Source organism: Streptomyces griseomycini, assembly GCF_014203535.1.
Taxonomy (GTDB): Bacteria; Actinomycetota; Actinomycetes; order Streptomycetales; family Streptomycetaceae; genus Streptomyces; species Streptomyces griseomycini.
In genome coordinates this window covers 171,934-192,911 of record NZ_JACHJI010000003.1, presented here as the reverse complement: position 1 = coordinate 192,911, position 20,978 = coordinate 171,934, and the positions used below count along the sequence as shown (strand labels likewise).

Annotated in this window: 17 protein-coding genes; 8 read left to right on the top strand and 9 right to left on the bottom strand. The window is 68.5% G+C overall.

The window, feature by feature from the left end:
* Nucleotides 1-13 precede the first annotated feature (13 nt).
* Nucleotides 14-2,401, bottom strand: a complete 2,388-nt coding sequence (locus FHS37_RS09765) for a DUF6049 family protein (RefSeq protein ID WP_184819157.1) — start codon at nt 2,399-2,401, stop codon at nt 14-16.
* A 254-nt stretch (nt 2,402-2,655) separates the two neighbouring features.
* Between FHS37_RS09765 and FHS37_RS09760 the strand changes: the two genes are divergently transcribed.
* Nucleotides 2,656-4,098 (top strand): CCA tRNA nucleotidyltransferase, encoded by a 1,443-nt coding sequence (locus FHS37_RS09760; protein ID WP_184819155.1) that lies wholly within the window; start codon nt 2,656-2,658, stop codon nt 4,096-4,098.
* Nucleotides 4,099-4,197: 99 nt separating this feature from the next.
* Here FHS37_RS09760 and FHS37_RS09755 read toward each other — a convergent pair whose 3' ends face one another.
* From FHS37_RS09755 to FHS37_RS09740, 4 genes are all read right to left on the bottom strand, one after another.
* Nucleotides 4,198-4,671, bottom strand: coding sequence for an LppU/SCO3897 family protein (locus FHS37_RS09755; protein WP_184819153.1), 474 nt, complete (start codon nt 4,669-4,671; stop codon nt 4,198-4,200).
* A 122-nt stretch (nt 4,672-4,793) separates the two neighbouring features.
* Nucleotides 4,794-6,056, bottom strand: coding sequence for an MFS transporter (locus tag FHS37_RS09750; RefSeq protein ID WP_184819151.1), 1,263 nt, complete (start codon nt 6,054-6,056; stop codon nt 4,794-4,796).
* A gap of 79 nt (nt 6,057-6,135) precedes the next feature.
* Entirely contained in the window at nt 6,136-7,218 is a 1,083-nt protein-coding gene (locus FHS37_RS09745) for an inositol-3-phosphate synthase (RefSeq protein ID WP_184819149.1), read from the bottom strand.
* Between the two features lie 44 nt (nt 7,219-7,262).
* Nucleotides 7,263-7,946, bottom strand: coding sequence for a PadR family transcriptional regulator (locus tag FHS37_RS09740; protein WP_184819146.1), 684 nt, complete (start codon nt 7,944-7,946; stop codon nt 7,263-7,265).
* 407 nt (nt 7,947-8,353) lie between these two features.
* On the opposite strand from FHS37_RS09740, the gene FHS37_RS09735 reads away from it, so the two are divergent.
* Both FHS37_RS09735 and FHS37_RS09730 read left to right on the top strand, forming a co-directional pair.
* Complete coding sequence (locus tag FHS37_RS09735; RefSeq protein WP_184819145.1) at nt 8,354-11,083, top strand: transglycosylase domain-containing protein; 2,730 nt, start codon at nt 8,354-8,356, stop codon at nt 11,081-11,083.
* 99 nt (nt 11,084-11,182) lie between these two features.
* Nucleotides 11,183-12,691 (top strand): glycosyltransferase family 87 protein, encoded by a 1,509-nt coding sequence (locus FHS37_RS09730; RefSeq protein WP_184819974.1) that lies wholly within the window; start codon nt 11,183-11,185, stop codon nt 12,689-12,691.
* A 118-nt stretch (nt 12,692-12,809) separates the two neighbouring features.
* On the opposite strand, the gene FHS37_RS09725 is transcribed toward FHS37_RS09730, so the two are convergent.
* The 3 genes from FHS37_RS09725 to FHS37_RS09715 all read right to left on the bottom strand — a co-directional run bounded on the left by FHS37_RS09725 (nt 12,810) and on the right by FHS37_RS09715 (nt 15,527).
* The gene (locus tag FHS37_RS09725; protein WP_184819143.1) at nt 12,810-13,841 is read right to left on the bottom strand and encodes an alanine racemase; all 1,032 of its coding nucleotides are present in this window, start codon (nt 13,839-13,841) and stop codon (nt 12,810-12,812) included.
* Nucleotides 13,842-13,924: 83 nt separating this feature from the next.
* On the bottom strand, nt 13,925-15,046 hold the full coding sequence (gene femX / locus FHS37_RS09720; RefSeq protein WP_184819140.1) for a peptidoglycan bridge formation glycyltransferase FemX: 1,122 nt from the start codon (nt 15,044-15,046) through the stop codon (nt 13,925-13,927).
* A gap of 166 nt (nt 15,047-15,212) precedes the next feature.
* Nucleotides 15,213-15,527 carry a hypothetical protein gene (locus FHS37_RS09715; protein ID WP_184819138.1) on the bottom strand — a complete coding sequence of 105 codons (315 nt, stop codon included), beginning with the start codon at nt 15,525-15,527 and terminating at the stop codon, nt 15,213-15,215.
* Between the two features lie 319 nt (nt 15,528-15,846).
* On the opposite strand from FHS37_RS09715, the gene rpsF reads away from it, so the two are divergent.
* The 4 genes from rpsF to rplI all read left to right on the top strand — a co-directional run bounded on the left by rpsF (nt 15,847) and on the right by rplI (nt 17,525).
* Nucleotides 15,847-16,137, top strand: a complete 291-nt coding sequence (gene rpsF / locus FHS37_RS09710; RefSeq protein WP_004985983.1) for a 30S ribosomal protein S6 — start codon at nt 15,847-15,849, stop codon at nt 16,135-16,137.
* A 77-nt stretch (nt 16,138-16,214) separates the two neighbouring features.
* Entirely contained in the window at nt 16,215-16,781 is a 567-nt protein-coding gene (locus FHS37_RS09705) for a single-stranded DNA-binding protein (RefSeq protein ID WP_184819136.1), read from the top strand.
* 42 nt (nt 16,782-16,823) lie between these two features.
* A complete protein-coding gene (rpsR, locus tag FHS37_RS09700) occupies nt 16,824-17,060 on the top strand; it encodes a 30S ribosomal protein S18 (RefSeq protein WP_003949403.1) in 237 nt (78 codons plus the stop codon).
* 18 nt (nt 17,061-17,078) lie between these two features.
* Complete coding sequence (gene rplI / locus FHS37_RS09695) at nt 17,079-17,525, top strand: 50S ribosomal protein L9 (RefSeq protein WP_184819134.1); 447 nt, start codon at nt 17,079-17,081, stop codon at nt 17,523-17,525.
* Between the two features lie 166 nt (nt 17,526-17,691).
* Here rplI and FHS37_RS09690 read toward each other — a convergent pair whose 3' ends face one another.
* On the bottom strand, nt 17,692-19,029 hold the full coding sequence (locus tag FHS37_RS09690; RefSeq protein ID WP_184819132.1) for an MATE family efflux transporter: 1,338 nt from the start codon (nt 19,027-19,029) through the stop codon (nt 17,692-17,694).
* Nucleotides 19,030-19,488: 459 nt separating this feature from the next.
* On the opposite strand from FHS37_RS09690, the gene dnaB reads away from it, so the two are divergent.
* Complete coding sequence (gene dnaB, locus FHS37_RS09685; protein ID WP_184819130.1) at nt 19,489-20,967, top strand: replicative DNA helicase; 1,479 nt, start codon at nt 19,489-19,491, stop codon at nt 20,965-20,967.
* Nucleotides 20,968-20,978: the final 11 nt, after the last annotated feature.

Genomic DNA, 20,978 nt, shown 5'->3' with positions numbered 1-20,978 from the left:
GGCCACGACATCCTCAACGGTCCACTCTCTCACCCGTGCCGGACGGGTCGGCGTTTTCCGGTGCGGTGTCCGGTGCCGGGTCACTCGGCTGCTCCGGGGCCTCCGACCGCGTGCCGGCCCCGGACTCCTCGGTGAGACGCGTGGCGGGGGCCCCCGGGTTCTGCGGGGCGTCGGCGTCCTCGCCCGCCTCGTCGTTCTGCTCCTCGGCCTCGCGGGCCGTGGCACGCTTGCGCTGCGTGTACATCCGGAAGCCGGCGAGGACGAGCAGCAGGACACCGCCGCCGATGACCAGCATCACCGTGGCGGTGATCTCGGTGACCTTCACGTCGAAGGTGACGGGTTCGCCGTACTTCTGGCCGTCCTGGGTGTACAGCTGGGCGATCACCGTCGCCCGGCCGTTGGCGTGGGCGGACGTGGTGAACTTCACCGACTGGCTGTGCCCGCCGGAGACGGCGATGGGCTGCTCCTCGTAGGCGTCCCCGTCGATCTCGAGACGGGTCGGGTTGGTCGAGGTGAGCCGCAGCACCAGGTGCTCGACGCCCTGCACCAGGTTGTTCTGGACCGTCACGGGGATCGTGGCGCTGCGGCCGGAGAGCTTCGTCTCCGACTTGTCGATGAGCTTCACCTGGTCGATGAGCGTGTCGAGGTACGACTCGACACCGCTCCGGTAGATCGCCGCCTCGGTTTCCCGGTCCCGCCAGGACACGGACATCGCCCGGTTCAGGGCGCGTCCGAACGGGGTCACCACCCGGGACTGGTCGGAGAGGATGACCTTGAACTTGTCGAGCTTGTCCTGCGTCCGTGCGATCTGCTCGAACGTCGACCGCGGCAGTTCGTGCTTGCGCAGTGAGGAGGGGTAGGCGGAGGCCGAGGGGGCCTTGGTGGTGGCGGCGGGGTCCGGCTTGGTCCTCGCGGCCGCCGTGAGGCTCTGGGAATCGGACCAGGTCCCGTCCTGGAGGGCGGTCAGCGCCTCGGCCATCGTCTGGGCCTGGCTCACGGACGGCGTGCGCTGCGGGGCGACGACGACGCTGCGCTGCTTGTTCGTCTGGAGGCCGAGCGTCAGGCTCTGGGCCAGGAAACGCTGCACCGCCTGCGTGGACGTGGACGCCTTGGTCATGTCGCCCTGGAACGCCGTGGACAGCCGGGCATCCGCCACGACGGCCGTGGTGCCGCCACCGATGGGACGGGGCGCGGAGGGCGTGTACGACAGGTCGCCGGTCTCCTTGAAGGTGTCGCTGCGGGCGATCACCTTGTCGGCGCCGGCGGACGTGGCGACCTTGACGATGGAGGGGTCGACCGCGCCGTCGACGGGCCAGGCGAAGTCTGTGGTGGGTTTCACGTGGAGGATCGAATCGACCGTGTCCGCGGCGACGTCGGTGGCCTCCTTGAGGTGGCTCAGGGAGCCGGTGACAGCGGTGCCGTTGTGGGCGAGGGAGGCCAGGTCGGGGTCGCCGAACGGCAGCGCGACGATCTCCTTGTCCGCCACCGCCCGCTGTACCTCGGTGAGCCAGCGCTTGGCGACCTTCTGGTGGGTGCCGGCCGTGTTGTCGTCGCCCTCGCCCTGGACCTCGTAGCTGTGGGTCATCGCGTCGACGGACGCCAGCAGGTCCGGATCGATCACCCAGGTGACGTCGAGATCCCTGCCCAGGGCCACCATGCGGTCCAATCGGCCGCCCGGGGCGATCTCCTCGGCGAGTTCGTCGTCGCGGAAGACCGGCGTCTGCTCCTCGTTCGAACCGGTCTCCGCCGTCATGTGGGTCGTGGAGACCAGCGGCCACAGGAACGTCGTCTTCGTCCGCGTGCCGGCTTCCTCGGGCTGCCACGGCAGGAAGGTCCGCTGGACGCCGAGGATCTGCTCCCAGGGCTGCGCGGAGGTCTCCCCGGCGAGCGACACGGCCAGCTGGTAGACGCCGTCCTGCCCGAGGTTCAGCTCGTCGACCGGGACCGAGATGTTGAAGGGCTGGGAGACGCCCGGTGTGAGCTTGGAGAACTTCTCGGTGTACTTGTCACCGACCTCCGGGTTGACGACGCCCTGGACGTCGTCGCTGTTCCGGGCGACGCTGTCGATCCGCGAGCGGGTGTTCAGCAGCGGACCCACCCGCAGGCCGACGTGGGCGTCGGTGACCGTCTGCTTCCCCTTGTTGGTCACCGTGCCGGACACGGTGACGGTGTCCCCTTCGGTGGGGACGCTGGGAGTGAGCGAGTTCACGGAGACGGAGACCGAGCCCGCGTCGGAGGCGGCCCGCGGTGCGTCCTGTCCGGCGGCGTCCGCGGGGGGCGCGGCGGGGAGCTGGAGGAGCCCGGTCAGCAGGGGCACTCCGGCGAGCAGGGCCCCGGTGCGCCGCAGCCGCCGGAGGGCAGGTGAGGGACGGGTCCCCTGGAAGTCTGCCGCCTCGGCCACGCGCTCGCCCGTCCCTCGTCGTCGTCAGTGGTCGTCGGAATGTGCGTCCACGCATGGTAACGATGCTCGTCGAGGGGAAGTGCCGCGGATCGTTCCGCAAGATCGGAGGCGGAGTCGGCCCGCCCTGTATGTGGCCGTATGGAAGGGAGAGCGCTCCAGGTCACGAAGGCAGGCCTTGTGCAGGTATCGACGGGTGACCGCGGGCACGGAATGGGGGAGCTTCCGGCCGCCCGCGCCACGTACCCTCTTCTGTTGTGCCGAACGCCAACGAAGAAACCAGTGCCCTGAGCCAGGTGCAGAACCGCGCCGTGAGTGAGCTGCTGCGGGTCGCCCCGGTCGCCGACGACCTCGCCCGCCGCTTCCAGGAGGCCGGGTTCTCACTCGCCCTGGTCGGCGGTTCGGTGCGGGACGCACTGCTCGGCCGCCTCGGCAACGATCTGGACTTCACGACCGATGCCCGCCCGCAGGACGTGCTGAAGATCGTGCGTCCCTGGGCGGACGCCGTCTGGGAGGTCGGCATCGCCTTCGGGACGGTCGGGGCGCAGAAGAGCGGCTACCAGATCGAGGTGACCACCTACCGGTCGGAGGCGTACGACCGCACCTCGCGCAAGCCGGAGGTGTCGTACGGCGACTCCATCGAGGAGGATCTGGTCCGCCGCGACTTCACCGTGAACGCGATGGCCGTCGCGCTCCCGCAGAAGCGGTTCATCGATCCGCACGGTGGCCTCGACGACCTTGCCGCGCGTGTGCTGCGCACTCCCGGTACGCCCGAGGAATCCTTCTCGGACGATCCGCTGCGGATGATGCGGGCCGCACGCTTCGCCGCCCAGCTCGATTTCGAGGTGGCGCCCGAGGTCGTGGTGGCGATGAAGGAGATGGCCGGACGTATCGAGATCGTCTCCGCCGAGCGCGTGCGGGACGAACTGAACAAGCTGATCCTGTCCGCCCACCCCCGCAAGGGACTGACGCTGCTCGTGGACACCGGGCTCGCCCGGTACGTGCTGCCCGAGCTGCCGGCCCTGCGTCTGGAGCGTGACGAGCACCACCGGCACAAGGACGTCTACGACCACACGCTGATCGTCCTGGAGCAGGCGATGGCCCTGGAGGACGACGGTCCCGACCTGGCCCTTCGACTGGCAGCTCTGCTGCACGACATCGGCAAGCCCCGCACGCGGCGCTTCGAGAAGGACGGTCGCGTCTCGTTCCACCACCACGAAGTGGTCGGGGCGAAGATGACGAAGAAGCGCATGACGGCGCTCAAGTACTCCAACGAGCTCGTGAAGGACGTCTCGCGTCTCGTCGAGCTCCACCTGCGCTTCCACGGCTACGGCACGGGAGAGTGGACGGACTCCGCCGTCCGCCGCTACGTCCGCGATGCCGGGCCGCTCCTCGACCGGCTCCACAAGCTGACGCGCTCGGACTGCACCACGCGGAACCGGCGCAAGGCCGCCGCCCTCTCGCGTGCCTACGACGGCCTGGAGGAGCGGATCGCCAAGCTCCAGGAGCAGGAGGAGCTGGACGCCATCCGCCCGGACCTCGACGGCAACCAGATCATGGAGATTCTGGGGATCAGGCCGGGACCGGCCGTCGGGCAGGCGTACAAGCACATGCTGGAGCTCCGCTTGGAGAACGGCCCGATGGGGCATGACGCGGCGGTGGCGGCGCTCAAGGAGTGGTGGGCCGAGCAACAGGGCTGAACGTGTGGAGCGGGGTCATGTTTCACGTGAAACATGACCCGCGACATGGCGGAGGGCGGTGTTTCACGTGAAACGCCGCCCTCCGCCATGTCTGAGGTCTTACTTGGCCGAGTAGTCCTCCAGGCAGAGGGTGAAGTCGTCACTTCCGCCCGTCTCGGTGTACTCGCTGTACTTGGTGCGGTCGCATCCGTCCAGGGTGCCGTCCTTCTTCTCGGCGACCTTGTACTTCGCCTTGGAGTCGCTGCAGTCAACGACCTCAAGCCCCGGGTCGGTGGTGCTGTTCGGGTCGGAGATGCTCATGCAGTCGCCGACCTTCGCGGTGTTGGCGTCGTCCCGGCTGGCGATGTAGCCGCCGACGGCCACACTCACGACGATCACGGCGACGACGATGTTCTTGATCGTCTTGAAGCTCGGCTTGCGGCGCGGCTGCTGCGGCGGAACGGGAGCACCCGGCGGGGGGAAACCAGGCTGACCGGCCTGCTGCGGGAAACCACCCTGGGGCGGGTAGGGGGCCTGGCCCTGGGGCTGCTGGCCCTGCGCGAACGGGTTGCCCTGGGGCGGCGGAGTGGTCACTTGGGGTCCCCCTGGAACTTGGGTGCGTGGCGCGAACGGTGCGCTGATAAGACGCACGTAAGCTACCGGCCGCCACTGACAACTCTGTAGCCCCATGAGACTCTGTGGCATTGATGTGACACTTACTGACGCTCAAAACGGGCCATAGCCACTGCTACTGCTCCGTAGATAACGGCGATCGTTACCACCAGTGGGACCGACCGGCCGTCAGGCGGCAGCATCAGGGCGGCCACGGCGGCGGCGCCGACGAAGGCCACGTTGAAGAGGACGTCGTAGACGGAGAAGATCCGGCCACGGAAGCCGTCGTCGACGGAGGACTGGACGATCGTGTCCGTGGCGATCTTCGCGCCCTGGGTGGTCAGGCCCAGGACGAACGCCCCTGCCAGCAGGGGGCCCGACGCGAAGGGCAGTCCGAGCGCGGGTTCCAGGACGGCGGCTGACCCGGCACACACCATGATCCAGCGGCCGGGGCCGAGCCGCCCCGCGGCCCAGGGCGTCATGACGGCCGCGACGAAGAAGCCGGCACCGGAGACGCCCAACGCCAGCCCCAGCAGGGCGAGTCCCCCGTCCGTGGTCGAGGCCAGGGCGTACCGGCACAGCATCAGCACCATGACGAGCATGGCGCCGTAGCAGAACCGCATCAGCGACATCGCCGTGAGCGCCCAGGCGGCCTCCCTGCGCGGCGGCGCGGCGAGGTGGCGTACGCCCGCCATCAGGTCGCGAGCGGTTCCGGTGAGCGCCGTGGTCAGCCGTGTGCGCACCAAGGCCGGGTCGGGACCGAGCAGCTCCTTCGCGATGCTCAACGAGGCCACGGCCGCGCACAGGTACAGGGCCGCGCCCACGAGCACCACGGCCGCGTCGGAGTCGGCGATGACCAGCCGGACGAGGAAGGCCAGACCGCCGCCCGCCGTAGCGGCGAGTGTCCCGGCGGTCGGGGAGAGGGAGTTGGCGATGACCAGCCGCTCGGCGTCGACCACGCGCGGGAGCGCGGCGGACAACCCGGCGAGGACGAACCGGTTGACGGCGGTGACGCACAGAGCGGAGACGAAGAGGAGCCAGTCGGGGACCCGGCCGAGAATGAGGACGGCGGTCACCGACGCCATCAGGGCGCGCAGCAGGTTGCCGTACAGGAACACCTGGCGGCGGCGCCAGCGGTCCAGCAGCACTCCGGCGAAGGGGCCGACCACGGAGTACGGGAGGAGCAGGACCGCCATCGCGGAGGCGATCGCCGCGGCCGACGTCTGCTTCTCCGGCGAGAAGACCACGTAGGCGGCGAGCGCGACCTGGAAGACGCCGTCGGCGCCCTGGGACAGCAGCCGCACGGCGAGCAGGCGCCTGAAGCCCTGGAAGCGCAGCAGGACGCGCAGGTCACGGACGACGGCCATGGGGCTCAGCCTCACATACGGGGAGGGTCTCCGGGGCATGCGACCCCGGAGACCCTCGACTGCCCGTGGCGAGCGGGTCCTAGCGCTCGACCTCGCCCTTGATGAACTTCTCGACGTTCTCGCGGGCCTCGTCGTCGAAGTACTGCACCGGCGGGGACTTCATGAAGTACGAGGACGCGGACAGGATGGGGCCGCCGATGCCCCGGTCCTTGGCGATCTTCGCGGCGCGCAGGGCGTCGATGATGACACCGGCGGAGTTCGGGGAGTCCCAGACCTCGAGCTTGTACTCCAGGTTCAGCGGGACGTCACCGAAGGCACGGCCCTCGAGGCGGACGTAGGCCCACTTGCGGTCGTCCAGCCAGGCGACGTAGTCGGACGGGCCGATGTGGACGTTCTTCTCGCCGAGCTCCCGGTCGGGGATCTGCGAGGTGACGGCCTGCGTCTTGGAGATCTTCTTCGACTCGAGGCGGTCACGCTCGAGCATGTTCTTGAAGTCCATGTTGCCGCCGACGTTCAGCTGCATCGTGCGGTCCAGGACGACACCGCGGTCCTCGAACAGCTTCGCCATGACGCGGTGCGTGATGGTGGCGCCGACCTGGGACTTGATGTCGTCACCGACGATCGGGACGCCCGCCTCGGTGAACTTGTCCGCCCACTCCTTGGTGCCGGCGATGAAGACCGGGAGGGCGTTGACGAAGGCGACCTTGGCGTCGATGGCGCACTGGGCGTAGAACTTCGCCGCGTCCTCGGAGCCGACGGGCAGGTAGCAGACCAGGACGTCGACCTGCTTGTCCTTGAGGACCTGGACGACGTCGACCGGCTCCTCGGCGGACTCCTCGATGGTCTCGCGGTAGTACTTGCCGAGACCGTCGAGGGTGTGGCCGCGCTGGACCGTCACACCGGTGCGGGGGACGTCGCAGATCTTGATGGTGTTGTTCTCCGAGGCGCCGATGGCGTCCGCGAGGTCGAGCCCGACCTTCTTGGCGTCCACGTCGAAGGCGGCGACGAACTCGACGTCGCGGACGTGGTAGTCGCCGAACTGGACGTGCATCAGGCCCGGCACCTTGGACGCCGGGTCGGCGTCCTTGTAGTACTCGACTCCCTGCACCAGCGATGCGGCGCAGTTGCCCACGCCGACGATGGCTACGCGAACCGAACCCATTCCGGTTGCTCCCTGTGTGTACGAGTGAGGCCCTTGGGCGGGTCTCACGTGGCGGTGTCGTCGGGCGTATCCGGCCGGGGGTCGTCCCCGGACCGGGGCAGGCCGCCCGTCGCTCCAGATGTGGTGTCCTGCTGAGCGGCCCCCCCGGTGGCGGAACCCTTCAGGTCCCGTCCGGCGCGCTCGCTCTCGATGAGCTCGTTCAGCCAGCGCACTTCGCGCTCCACGGACTCCATCCCGTGGCGCTGGAGCTCAAGCGTGTAGTCGTCGAGGCGCTCCCGGGTGCGGGCCAAGGAGGCGCGCATCTTCTCCAGGCGCTCCTCCAGCCGGCTGCGGCGGCCCTCGAGGACGCGCATCCGCACATCGCGCGAGGTCTGCCCGAAGAAGGCGAACCGCGCGGCGAAGGTCTCGTCCTCGTACGCGTCCGGCCCCGTCTGCGAGAGCAGCTGCTCGAAGTGTTCCTTGCCCTCCGCCGTCAACCGGTAGACGATCTTGGCGCGGCGCCCCGTGAGCGGAGCGGCGAGGGCGTCCTCGGTGGTGTTCCCCGGCTCCTCGATCAACCAGCCGTTGGCGACCAGCGTCTTGAGGCAGGGGTAGAGCGTCCCGTAGCTGAACGCACGGAACACACCCAGTGACGTGTTGAGTCGTTTGCGCAGCTCATAGCCGTGCATCGGAGATTCGCGGAGCAGGCCGAGTACGGCGAACTCGAGGATCCCGGAACGCCGGCTCATCGTCGCCTCCCCTCTGCCGCGGTCCTGCCGTGACGGGCTCGGGTCCGGCTCGTCGCCGTCCTCGCACCGTCCTTATGCCGAGCTGATGTATCGACTCGATACATCACGACGATAGAACGGCCTTCCGCATGCGACAAGGGGGATCGTGGTGAACGGGATCACATCGCCGATTCATGGAGAGCAAGTTGCCTGATTTGAGGTGAACTTCTGTGCTCGGAGGGTTTTGGCGGTGCGTAGTCTGTGCGCCATGCACACCACCGGGAACCGAGTGACGCCCGGGGGCGTCCCTGTCCCCGGTGCAGTACGGGTGAATGCGGAAACCACCGCATCCGTACTTCGGGGGGACCGGAAACCAGCCGCCGTTTCCAGGCGCGCAAGGGTGCGCCTGCCCGAGGAGTAGTCGTTCGATGAGCGAGCACCGTCGCAAACCGCCGCAGCCGCAGGGAGGCGGACGTGCCGCGGCCCGACGCGGCCAGTCCGGCTCGTCCTCCGGCCGCCGCGCGGCACCGCGAGGCGCCACCGGGTCCCCGTCCGATTCCTATGGATCGGGCGTCCGCGGCTCGGGGGGTGAGGACCGTACGTACGGCAGCCGCGCGGAAGCACGACGCGCGGCACAGAGAGGCGGGGGCGGCCGCCGCCGGGGCTCCGAGCCGGCGCCCGGGGGCCGGCGTGCCGGTTCCGCCGGGCCCGGACGCGGCAGGGGCCGCGCGGCACCCCCCGGCAAGAAGCGGATCATCGACTACCCCCGCCACGACAGGGACGACTGGCGCCGCTGGATGCCGTCCTGGAAGCTCGTCTCCGGGTTGTGCATCGCCTTCTTCGGCAGCATGGTGGCCGTCGCCGGGATCGGATACGCGATGGTGGAGGTACCCAACGTCGCCCTGACGGCCACGGCGCAGAACAACGTCTACTACTGGTCCGACGGCTCACAGATGGTCGCCACGGGCGGTGAGCGCAACCGCCAGATCATCAACCTCTCGCAGATTCCCAAGGAGATGCAGCACGCTGTCATCTCCCAGGAGAACAAGACCTTCTACGACGACAGCGGCATCGACCCCAAGGGCATCGCCCGGGCCGTGTTCAACATGGTCCGCGGCGGAGAGACGCAGGGTGGCTCCACGATCACCCAGCAGTACGTCAAGAACGCCCGGCTGGACGACCAGTCGCAGACGATCTCCCGCAAGTTCAAGGAGATCTTCATCTCGGTCAAGGTCGGTACCACCGTTGACAAGGACGACATCCTCGCGGGCTACCTGAACTCGGCGTACTACGGTCGTGGGGCCTACGGGATCCAGGCCGCCGCCCGCGCGTACTTCAACAAGGACGCCATCGACCTGAACCCGGGCGAGTGCGCCTTCCTGGCGGCGGTGCTCAAGGGAGCCACCTACTACGACCCGGCCGGCGCGACGTCCGTCGACCCGGTCGGTGCCACTCCCGAGAAGAACCGCGAGCGCGTTCTGCTGCAGATGCAGGACACGCTGGACAAGATGGTCGAGTACGGCTACCTGAGCGCCGAGGACCGGGCCAGGCACACCAAGCTGCCCAAGTGGCAGAACCCCCGGTCGAACACGGCGCTGAGCGGCCAGATCGGTTATCTCGTCGACCTGGCCAAGGCGTACATCGTCAACAACAGCGAAGAGACCGGCATCACCGAGGACGACCTGGCGAAGGGCGGCTACTCGATCTACACGACCTTCGACAAGAAGATGGTCAACGAGCTCGAGAAGTCGGTCAAGAAGGTCTACAAGGAGAACATCAAGCCCGAGGAGCGCCCGGACAAGGACACCCACGTCCAGTTCGGCGGGGCCTCGGTGGACCCCGCGACCGGCGCGATCAAGGCCATCTACGGCGGTCAGGACGCGACCAAGCACTTCACCAACAACGCCGACGCGACCGGTGCCCAGGTCGGTTCGACGTTCAAGCCCTTCGTCCTGGCGGCGGCCATGAAGTGGGGCGTCCGGGACCCGGACCTGGATCCGGAGCAGGCACAGGACGAACGCACCATCGTCTCGCCCAAGAGCCTCTACAACGGCAAGAACAAGCTCAAGATCAAGGAGTACGACGGGACGATCTGGCAGAACGAGGAGGGCGAGCAGTGGGAACAGGTCAATGACGGTGACGTGTCGTACGGCACACCGCCCGACTACAAGATCGACCTCCGTGAAGCGATGCGTGAGTCGGTCAACTCCTCCTTCGTGCAGCTCGGCATGGATGTCGGCCTGGACAAGGTGAAGGAGGCGGCGGTCGATGCCGGTGTCCTGGAGAGCAGCCTCGCCGGTACCAGCTACCCCTCGTTCTCCATCGGTACCTCCAACCCCAGCGCAATCCGCATGGCGGGCGCGTACGCCACGTTCGCGGCGAGCGGCAAGCAGCGTGATCCGTTCTCGGTGAAGAAGGTGTCGAGCAAGGACGGCACGATCTACACCCACAAGACCGAGACCGAGCAGGCGTTCACCTCCCAGGTCGCCGACAACGTCACCGATGTCCTCAAGACCGTCGTCGAAGAGGGAACCGGTAAGAACGCCCGGCTTCCCGGCCGCGAGGTGGCCGGAAAGACCGGCACGACGGACGGCAACAAGTCCGCCTGGTTCGTCGGGTACACACCGCAGCTGTCGACCGCGATCAGCATGTTCCGGTACCCCGACGACGAGAGCATCAAGAACCGCCAGTTCCTGGAGATGTTCGGAACCGGCGGTCAGAAGAAGATCCACGGTGCCTCGTTCCCGTCCGAGATCTGGGCGGACTACATGGAGGACGCCCTGGAAGGCAAGGCGCCGGAGAAGTTCCCGACCCCAGAGCCCATCGGGGAAATCGTCAACGACATTCCGACGCAGAGCCCCAGTGCCACTCCCACCGAGACCGAGGAGGAGACGACCCCGTCGGCGCCTCCGACGCCCACGGAGACCGTGACCACTCCGCCGCCCACGGAGACGCCCACCTGCGGGCCGTTCGACTTCAACTGCGACGACGGTGAGAACACCGGCGGCAACGGTCCGGGGGGCGCGGACGGCGGGACGGACGGTGGGACGGACGGCGGGGTGACCTCCCCACCGACCGCCACGGAAAGCGGTGATCCCGGGAACAACCGAGGCAACGGCAACGGGGGTGACGGTCTCTTCGGAGGCCCGGCCGGTTAGTCGGCCCGCCGCCCGGCTCGGGTGTTTCACGTGAAACGCGGGCCGCCGTACCCCTCGGGTACGGCGGCCCGCGGCGTGTTCCCAGCCACGTACGGCAGGATGTGCGGCATGCCCAGTGGAGAATCGAAGCAGGCGAGCGTCCACGAGCCCGAGCCGGTGCGGCCGACCGAAGAGGACCGGGTCGCCGCTGCCGGCAGCGAGCTGATCGGCGGTCCGCTCGGGCGGCGTGCCCTGACCGGGACGTCCTGGTGGACCCCGGTCCGGATCATCGCGCTCGTGGCGATCGGGATGTTCGCCCTCGGCCTGGTGCAGAAGGCGCCCTGCTACAACGGCGCCTGGTTCTTCGGTGCCAGCTCCCAGTACACGCACGCCTGCTACTCGGACATTCCGCACCTCTACCAGGGGCGCGGCTTCGCCGACGGACTGGTGCCGTACTTCGACAAGATCCCCGGGGACATGCAGTACCTCGAGTACCCGGTGCTGACCGGCGTGTTCATGGAGGTCGCCGCCTGGCTCACGCCCGGCAGCGGCAGCATCCAGGACCAGGCGCAGTGGTACTGGATGGCCAACGCCGGGATGCTCATGGTGTGTGCGGCCGTCATCGCCGTCTGCGTGACCCGTACGCACACCCGGCGGCCCTGGGACGCTCTGCTGGTGGCACTGGCGCCCGCCTCCGCGCTGACCGCGACCATCAACTGGGACCTGCTGGCGGTCGCCCTGACGGCCGCCGCGATGCTGATGTGGGCGCGGGGCCGTTCCCTCGCCTTCGGTGTCCTCCTCGGGCTCGCCACGGCCGCCAAGCTCTACCCCATGCTGCTCCTCGGTCCGCTGCTGGTGCTGTGCTGGCGTGCGGGCCGCTGGCGGGAGTACGGAAGGGCTCTCGGCGGTGCGGTCGTCGCCTGGGCCGTCGTCAACGTCCCCGTCATGCTCTTCGCCTTCGACGGCTGGTCGAAGTTCTACACGTTCAGCCAGGAGCGGGGAGTCGACTTCGGCTCCTTCTGGCTGATCATGGCCCAGAACTCGAGCGACCCGCTCAGCACCGACACCGTCAACACGCTCGCCACGCTCCTGATGCTGCTCTGCTGCGCGGGCATCGCGGCGCTCGCGCTCACGGCTCCGCGCCGGCCGCGCTTCGCGCAGCTCGCCTTCCTGGTCGTCGCGGCGTTCATCCTCACCAACAAGGTCTACTCGCCGCAGTACGTCCTGTGGCTGGTGCCCCTGGCGGCCCTCGCCCGGCCGAAGTGGCGGGACTTCCTCGTCTGGCAGGCCTGCGAGGTGGCGTACTTCCTGGGCATCTGGATGTACCTCGCGTACACGACCAGCGGGGACGCGCACAAGGGACTGCCCACCGACGGCTACCACTGGGCCATCGGTCTGCACCTGCTGGGAACGCTGTACCTGTGCGCCATGGTCGTGCGCGACATCCTGATGCCGGAGCGGGACCCGGTGCGGCGGTCGGGTGAGGACGACCCCTCGGGCGGGGTGCTCGACGGAACCGAGGACGTGTTCGTGCTCGGTCCCGCGGCCCGCCCCGCACGGCACGCGACCCACTTCGAGGGGCCACAGATCGAGTGGGGCACGACCGGGGCCACAGGGGGTTCGCTCTGAGCGAACAGGTCAGGGTGCGCCCCCGCCGGGGCAGGTGAAAGGCCGTACACGGGCCGACCGTGTACGGCCTTCTCGCTGTCCGCGGGAGGGCGGGCTCCCCAGCCGCTCCCGGTGCCGCTCAGCGGTCGACGAGGCGGTCGAACTGCGTGGTGGTGTGCCGGAGATGGGCCACGAGCTCCTCGCCGACCTTCGGCTCCGGCGCGTCCGCCGGCACGAACAGGATCGACACCTGCATGTGCGGCGGCTCGGCGAACCAGCGCTGCTTGCCGCCCCAGACGAACGGGGAGAGATTCCGGTTCACGGTGGCGAGGCCGGCACGGGCGACGCCCTTGGCGCGCGGCATGACGCCGTGCATGGCCTTGGGGGCCTCCAGGCCCACCCCGTGCGACGTGCCGCCCGCCACGACCACCAGGAAGCCGTCGGAGGCGGCCTTCTGCTGCCGGTAGCCGAACCGCTCCCCCTTGGAGACGCGTGTGACGTCCAGGACCGCGCCGCGGTACTCGGTGGCCTCGTGGTCCCCCAGCCACAGCCGCGTGCCGATCCGGGCGCGGAAGCGGGTCTGCGGGAACTGCTGCTGCAGCCGGGCGAGTTCCTCGGCCTTCAGGTGGCTGACGAACATCGTGTGCAGCGGGAGCCGGGCCGCCCGCAGGCGGTCCATCCAGCCGATGACCTCCTCGACGGCGTCCGAGCCGTCGGTGCGGTCCAGCGGCAGGTGGATGGCGAAGCCCTCCAGCCGGACGTTCTCTATGGCGGCGTGCAGCTGGGGCAGGTCCTGCTCGCTGATGCCGTGCCGCTTCATCGAGGACATCACCTCGATGACCACCCGGGCGCCGACGAGGCCGTACACGCCGTCGACCGACGACACCGAGCGGATGACCCGGTCGGGCAGCGGTACGGGTTCCTCACCGCGCCGGTACGGCGTCAGCACCAGCAGGTCACCGCCGAACCAGTCCTTGATCCGGGCGGCCTCGTACGTCGTGCCGACGGCGAGGACGTCCGCGCCCAGCCGGGTGGCCTCCTCGGCCAGCCGTTCGTGGCCGAAGCCGTAGCCGTTGCCCTTGCAGACCGGAACGAGCCCCGGGAACTGCTCCTGCACGTGCTTGTGATGCGCCCGCCAGCGCGCGGTGTCGACGTAGAGCGTGAGCGCCATGGCCGGACCTGGAACCTTTCTCGTGGCTGCGGTGTATCAGAGGTAGGGGAGACGTTGAAACCGTCGGAGCGGCGAAGCAGGGGTCAGCGGCGCGACATGTAGATGTCGAGCGCCTTGTGGAGCAGCTTGTTCAGCGGGAAGTCCCACTCGCCGAGATACTCGGCCGCCTGGCCGCCCGTGCCGACCTTGAACTGGATCAGGCCGAAGAGGTGGTCGGTCTCGTCCAGCGAGTCCGAGATGCCGCGCAGGTCGTAGACGGTGGCGCCGAGCGCGTAGGCGTCGCGCAGCATCCGCCACTGCATCGCGTTCGAGGGCCGGACCTCACGGCCGATGTTGTCGGAGGCGCCGTAGGAGTACCAGACGTGCCCGCCGACGATCAGCATCGTCGCCGCGGACAGGTTCACGCCGTTGTGCCGGGCGAAGTACAGCCGCATACGGTTGGGGTCCTCGGTGTTGAGGGCCGTCCACATGCGCTGGAAGTACGATAGCGGGCGGGGCCGGAAGCGGTCGCGCACGGCGGTGATCTCGTACAGCCGCTGCCACTCCTCCAGGTCGTGGTAACCGCCCTGGACGACCTCGACGCCGGCCTTCTCGGCCTTCTTGATGTTGCGGCGCCACAGCTGGTTGAAGTTCTTGTGGACCTCTTCCAGGGAGCGGTTCGCCAGCGGTACCTGGTAGACGTAGCGGGGCTGGACGTCGCCGAAGCCGGCGCCGCCGTCCTCGCCCTGCTGCCAGCCCATGCGGCGCAGCTTGTCCGCGACCTCGAAGGCACGGGGCTCGATGAAGTCGGCCTCCAGGTCGCGCAGACGCTTCACGTCCGGGTCCTGGATGCCCTTCTTGATGGTCGAGGCCTCCCAGCGCCGGATGATCACCGGCGGGCCCATCTTCACCGAGAACGCGCCCTGCTGCTTCAGGTGCGCGAGCATCGGCTCGATCCACTCCTGGAGATTCGGCGCGAACCAGTTGATGACCGGGCCCTCGGGCAAGTAGGCGAGGTAACGCTTGATCTTGGGCAGCTGCCGGTAGAGGACGAGCCCGGCGCCGACCAGTTCACCGGTCCGGTCGTCGAACCAGCCGAGGTTCTCCGAGCGCCATTCCGCCTTGACGTCCGCCCAGGCCGGGACCTGCATGTGACTCGCCGACGGCAGGCTCTGGATGTACGCCAGATGCTGCTCTCGACTGATGGTCCTCAGGGTCAGGCTCATTCGGGGCGCTCCTCGGGCTGGTGTGTCCCCATGGGTTCAGGGGCTCCGGCTCTCGCGCGAAGCCTACTGCGCCCGGGGAGCGCCCCGGTTGGGCGCACGGGACCTTCGCCCCGGCCTGCCGTCGGCCGAGGCGTTCGACGATGTTCGGAAGAGAGGGTGCCTGACGTCAGTCGAAGAGCCCGCCGAAGAGGCCGCCGTGCGCCATGCCCAGGAAGAACCCGATCGCCGCGGCACCGAGACCCAGGATGAGGCCGAAGCGCTCACGCGTGGTCACCGAGATCCACTGCCCGTACGCGCCGGTGAGGATTCCCACCAGGCCGGTCCAGGAGCTGAGCAGGTGCAGGTGGTGGAACATCGCCGTGATGAAGGACGTGATTCCCAGCACCAGGGTCACCGCGAGCAGGGCCTTCTGGAGCGGATGGGGTTTGCCGTCCGTGGCGAAGAGGCCTCCGACGGTGTTGGATCGCATTGCCTGTGCCATGGGGGCACCTCCTGCGAAAGGCGGCGCATCGTAGCGCCATACACACCCGATGTGTACAGATTGACGGGCACCCCGGCCGGATTTCAACCGGAAGCAGCTGTGCGGGTACTCTGTACCGTCCGCACCGGTGTCTGTCCGGACAGAGCCAGGCGAGGGTCAGGGCAGGGCCTCGGTCCGTCCCGGCCGGCCTGGGAGACCGCCGCCCGACCTCGATTGTCAGTGGCGGCTGTTTTACTGACAGGCATCGTTGCGCAACGCATCACGACCCTCCTGCCACGGAACGACCGTGGCCGCTGAGTCCAAAGGAGGTGGGTTCCACATGCGTCACTACGAGGTGATGGTCATCCTCGACCCCGATCTCGAGGAGCGTGCTGTCTCCCCGCTGATCGAGAACTTCCTTTCCGTCGTCCGTGACGGTGGCGGAAAGGTCGAGAAGGTCGACACCTGGGGCCGTCGTCGTCTCTCGTACGAGATCAAGAAGAAGCCCGAGGGCATCTACTCGGTCATCGACCTGCAGGCCGAGCCTGCGGTCGTCAAGGAGCTCGACCGCCAGATGAACCTGAACGAGTCGGTCCTCCGGACCAAGGTCCTCCGCCCCGAGACCCACTGAGCCTTCCGCTCAGCTGATCTCGGGACCCGAGTAGCAGCCACAAGCAGCCAGCAGCAAACCCGCCGAGAGGTTCCCCCATGGCAGGCGAGACCGTCATCACGGTCGTCGGCAACCTTGTCGATGACCCCGAGCTGCGCTTCACCCCGTCTGGTGCGGCCGTCGCGAAGTTCCGTGTCGCGTCGACTCCCCGCACCTTCGACCGTCAGACGAACGAGTGGAAGGACGGCGAGAGCCTGTTCCTGACCTGCTCGGTCTGGCGTCAGGCGGCGGAGAACGTCGCCGAGTCGCTCCAGCGAGGCATGCGCGTCATCGTGCAGGGCCGGCTGAAGCAGCGGTCCTACGAGGACCGTGAGGGCGTCAAGCGCACGGTCTACGAGCTGGACGTCGAGGAAGTCGGCGCCAGCCTGCGCAACGCCACGGCCAAGGTCACCAAGACCACCGGCCGCGGTGGCCAGGGTGGATACGGCGGCGGTGGCGGCCAGCAGGGCGGCGGCTGGGGCGGCGGCCCCGGTGGCGGCCAGCAGGGCGGCGCTCCCGCCGAGGACCCGTGGGCGACCGGCGCTCCCGCCGGCGGCCAGCAGGGCGGCGGCTGGGGCGGCGGCTCCGGCGGCGGTGGCGGCTACTCGGACGAGCCCCCCTTCTAGGCGGGCCGTATCCGCACTTCTTGATCACACAGGAGAAACATCATGGCGAAGCCGCCTGTGCGCAAGCCGAAGAAGAAGGTCTGCGCGTTCTGCAAGGACAAGGTCACGTACGTGGACTACAAGGACACGAACATGCTGCGGAAGTTCATTTCCGACCGCGGCAAGATCCGTGCCCGCCGCGTGACCGGCAACTGCACGCAGCACCAGCGTGACGTCGCCACGGCCGTCAAGAACAGCCGTGAGATGGCGCTGCTGCCCTACACCTCCACCGCGCGATAAGGGAAGGGTGACCGACTCATGAAGATCATCCTCACCCACGAGGTCTCCGGCCTCGGTGCCGCGGGCGACGTCGTCGACGTCAAGGACGGTTACGCTCGCAACTACCTGGTCCCGCGCAAGCTCGCGATCCGCTGGACCAAGGGCGGCGAGAAGGACGTCGAGCAGATCCGTCGTGCTCGCAAGATCCACGAGATCCAGACCATCGAGCAGGCCAACCAGGTGAAGGCCCAGCTCGAGGGTGTCCAGGTCCGTCTGGCCGTCCGCTCCGGCGACGCCGGTCGTCTCTTCGGTTCCGTCACCCCGGCCGACATCGCTTCCGCGATCAAGGCCGCCGGTGGTCCCGAGGTCGACAAGCGCCGCATCGAGCTGGGCGCGCCGATCAAGACGCTGGGCGCTCACGAGACGTCCGTGCGTCTGCACCCCGAGGTTGCCGCCAAGGTCAGCATCGAGGTCGTCGCGGCCTGAGTGCTGCGCTCGCTGAGGCAGTGAGCATGGGGGGCCGCACCCTTCGGGGTGCGGCCCCCCATCGTCGTACTCACGGCCACGGAGCGGGACGGACCGCCTGACGGCGCTCCGTCGTAGGGGAAACGGTGCAGCTCGCAGGGGAAGCACGCTGTTTCACGTGAAACGGTCAGCGCGTCGCGCCCGTGACGACCCAGCGGCCCGAGCGACTGCGGAGCCACAGAGTCAGCATCCGCACGGTCATCATGAGCGTCATCGTGGCCCACAGCGCGGTGAGACCACCCCCGAGCACGGGGACCAGCAGGGCGGCCGGTGTGAAGACCACCAGGGTCAGCAGCATCGCCCATGCCAGGTACGGTCCGTCACCCGCGCCCATCAGAACACCGTCCAGGACGAAGACGATGCCGCAGATCGGCTGGGACAGAGCCACCAGCACCAGAGCGGGCAACGCCGCGTCCTTGACGGCGGAGTCGCTGGTGAACAGGGGCAGGAACACCGGTCGGGCGAGCACCACCAGCACGCCGAGCACGATTCCGACCGCGATACCCCACTCCACCATGCGGCGGCATGCCTCACGGGCGCCCTGGGCGTCACCGGCTCCCAGATAGCGCCCGATGATGGCCTGACCGGCGATGGCGATGGCGTCCAGCGCGAAGGCGAGCAGGCTCCACAGGGAGAGGATGATCTGGTGGGCCGCGATATCGGAGTCGCCGAGGCGGGCGGCGACGGCTGTCGCGATCATCAGGATGGCCCTGAGGGAGAGAGTGCGCACCAACAGAGGCACACCGGCCTGGGCCGATGCCCTGATCCCGGCGGAGTCCGGGCGCAGGGAGGCCCCGTGCTTGCGCGCCCCGCGCAGTACCACGGCCAGATAGACTGCGGCCATACCGCACTGGGCGATGACGGTGCCCCAGGCGGAGCCCGCGATGCCGAGATCGGCGCCGTAGACCAGTCCGACGTTGAGCACGGCGTTCGCGACGAAGCCGGCGATGGCTACGTAGAGCGGGGTCCGGGTGTCCTGCAGGCCCCGCAGGACGCCGGTCGCGGCGAGGACGACCAGCATGGCCGGTATGCCGAGCGCGGAGATGCGCAGGTACGTGGTCGCGTAGGGGGCCGCTGTGTCCGAGGCGCCGAAGAGATCGACAAGGCCCGGTGCCGTGGGCAGGACGACGGCGATGACGACGGCACCGAGCAGCAGGGCCAGCCAGATCCCGTCCATGCCCTGACGGATGGCCGCCTGGAGGTCGCCCGCCCCGACACGCCGGGCGACGGCGGCGGTCGTGGCGTAGGCCAGGAAGACGAACACGCTGACGGCGGTCATCAGCAGGGCCGAGGCGACGCCGAGACCGGCGAGCTGTGCCGTGCCGAGGTGGCCGACGATCGCGCTGTCGGCCATGACGAAGAGCGGCTCGGCGACGAGGGCGCCGAAGGCCGGTACGGCCAGCATGACGATCTCTCTGTCGTGCTGTCGTCGGTCGGCTCGGGGGCGCACGGGGGCCTGTGTCATGTGCACCAATCTAATCGTCCACAGGTAAGAGATGCAAAGCTTTTGCGCCCCTTACTTGGCGGCTCGAGGTGTGGGCTTGCGTACACCGCCTGAACTGATCTTGATCCGACTGGGGAAGTTTTTCTTCTGCACAGGCCGTGGACGGTAAATCTGCAGGTCAACGCCTTGATGTTGTCCGCCTTGCGGTCTTGTTCACAGGGCTGTCCACCGGGTCGTGCACAGGTTTGGCGAAGTTCTCCACAGCATTGGGGCGGTCGTCCACATGGCCTGTGGATAACCAGATTGGCTGACGCTGTCGACGGGCCTACGGTGGTCCGGCGCTCGCTCCGTCCGCTGGTTTCACAAACGCCGCAAAACCGGCGTGCGACAACCGGAGTTGGGCCTCTTATCTGTCAGTGCCGTGCCGTAGAACAGAGGGGCACGGCGAGGTCCGCTCGGCGGACGGGAGGAGGTGGCTCGGTGAGCATTTCCGAGCCCTTGGACGATCCGTGGGCCGACAGCGGTCCCAGTGATCGTCTGCCCGCCTCCCGTCGCCGCGACGACGGTGGCCGGGGCCGCGACGAGCAGCACGACCGCGGCCGGGACAACGGCGTGTGGGACGCCGGCGGCTCCGCGTTCGAGCGGATGCCGCCGCAGGACCTCGAGGCCGAGCAGTCCGTCCTGGGCGGCATGCTGCTGTCCAAGGACGCCATCGCCGACGTCGTCGAGATCCTCAAGGGCCACGACTTCTACAAGCCGGCCCACGAAACCATCTACACGGCCATCCTCGACGTCTACGCCAAGGGCGAGCCGGCCGACCCCATCACGATCGCCTCGGAGCTGACCAAGCGCGGCGAGATCAACAAGGTCGGCGGGGCCTCGTACCTGCACACCCTCGTCCAGACGGTGCCCACGGCGGCCAACGCGGCGTACTACGCGGAGATCGTGCACGAGCGCGCCGTGCTGCGCCGCCTGGTCGAGGCCGGTACGCGCATCACACAGATGGGATACGCGGCCGACGACGACGTCGACGAGATCGTCAACCGGGCCCAGGCCGAGATCTACGCGGTCACCGAACAGCGCACCAGCGAGGACTACCTGCCGCTCGGCGACATCATGGAGGGCGCGCTCGACGAGATCGAGGCGATCGGGTCGCGCAGCGGCGAGATGACCGGTGTGCCGACCGGGTTCACCGACTTCGACTCGCTGACCAACGGCCTGCACCCGGGACAGATGATCGTCATCGCCGCGCGTCCCGCGATGGGCAAGTCGACGCTCGCACTGGACTTCGCGCGGGCCGCGTCGATCAAGCACAACCTGCCGAGCGTCATCTTCTCGCTCGAGATGGGGCGCAACGAGATCGCGATGCGCCTGCTGTCCGCCGAGGCCAGGGTCGCCCTGCACCACATGCGGTCCGGCACGATGACCGACGAGGACTGGACGCGCCTGGCCCGCCGCATGCCGGACGTCTCGGCGGCGCCGCTCTACATCGACGACTCCCCGAACCTGTCGATGATGGAGATCCGTGCGAAGTGCCGCCGTCTGAAGCAGCGCAACGACCTGAAGCTGGTCGTCATCGACTACCTCCAGCTGATGCAGTCCGGCGGCTCCAAGCGCGCCGAGAGCCGCCAGCAGGAGGTCTCGGACATGTCCCGTAACCTCAAGCTGCTCGCCAAGGAGCTGGAGATCCCGGTCATCGCGCTCTCCCAGCTCAACCGTGGCCCCGAGCAGCGCACCGACAAGAAGCCGATGGTCTCCGACCTGCGTGAGTCCGGTTCCATCGAGCAGGACGCCGACATGGTCATCCTGCTGCACCGCGAGGACGCCTACGAGAAGGAGTCCCCGCGCGCGGGCGAGGCCGACCTCATCGTGGCCAAGCACCGAAACGGTCCGACCGCCACGATCACGGTCGCCTTCCAGGGCCACTACTCGCGCTTCGTGGACATGGCGCAGACCTGATCGCGTTCCTG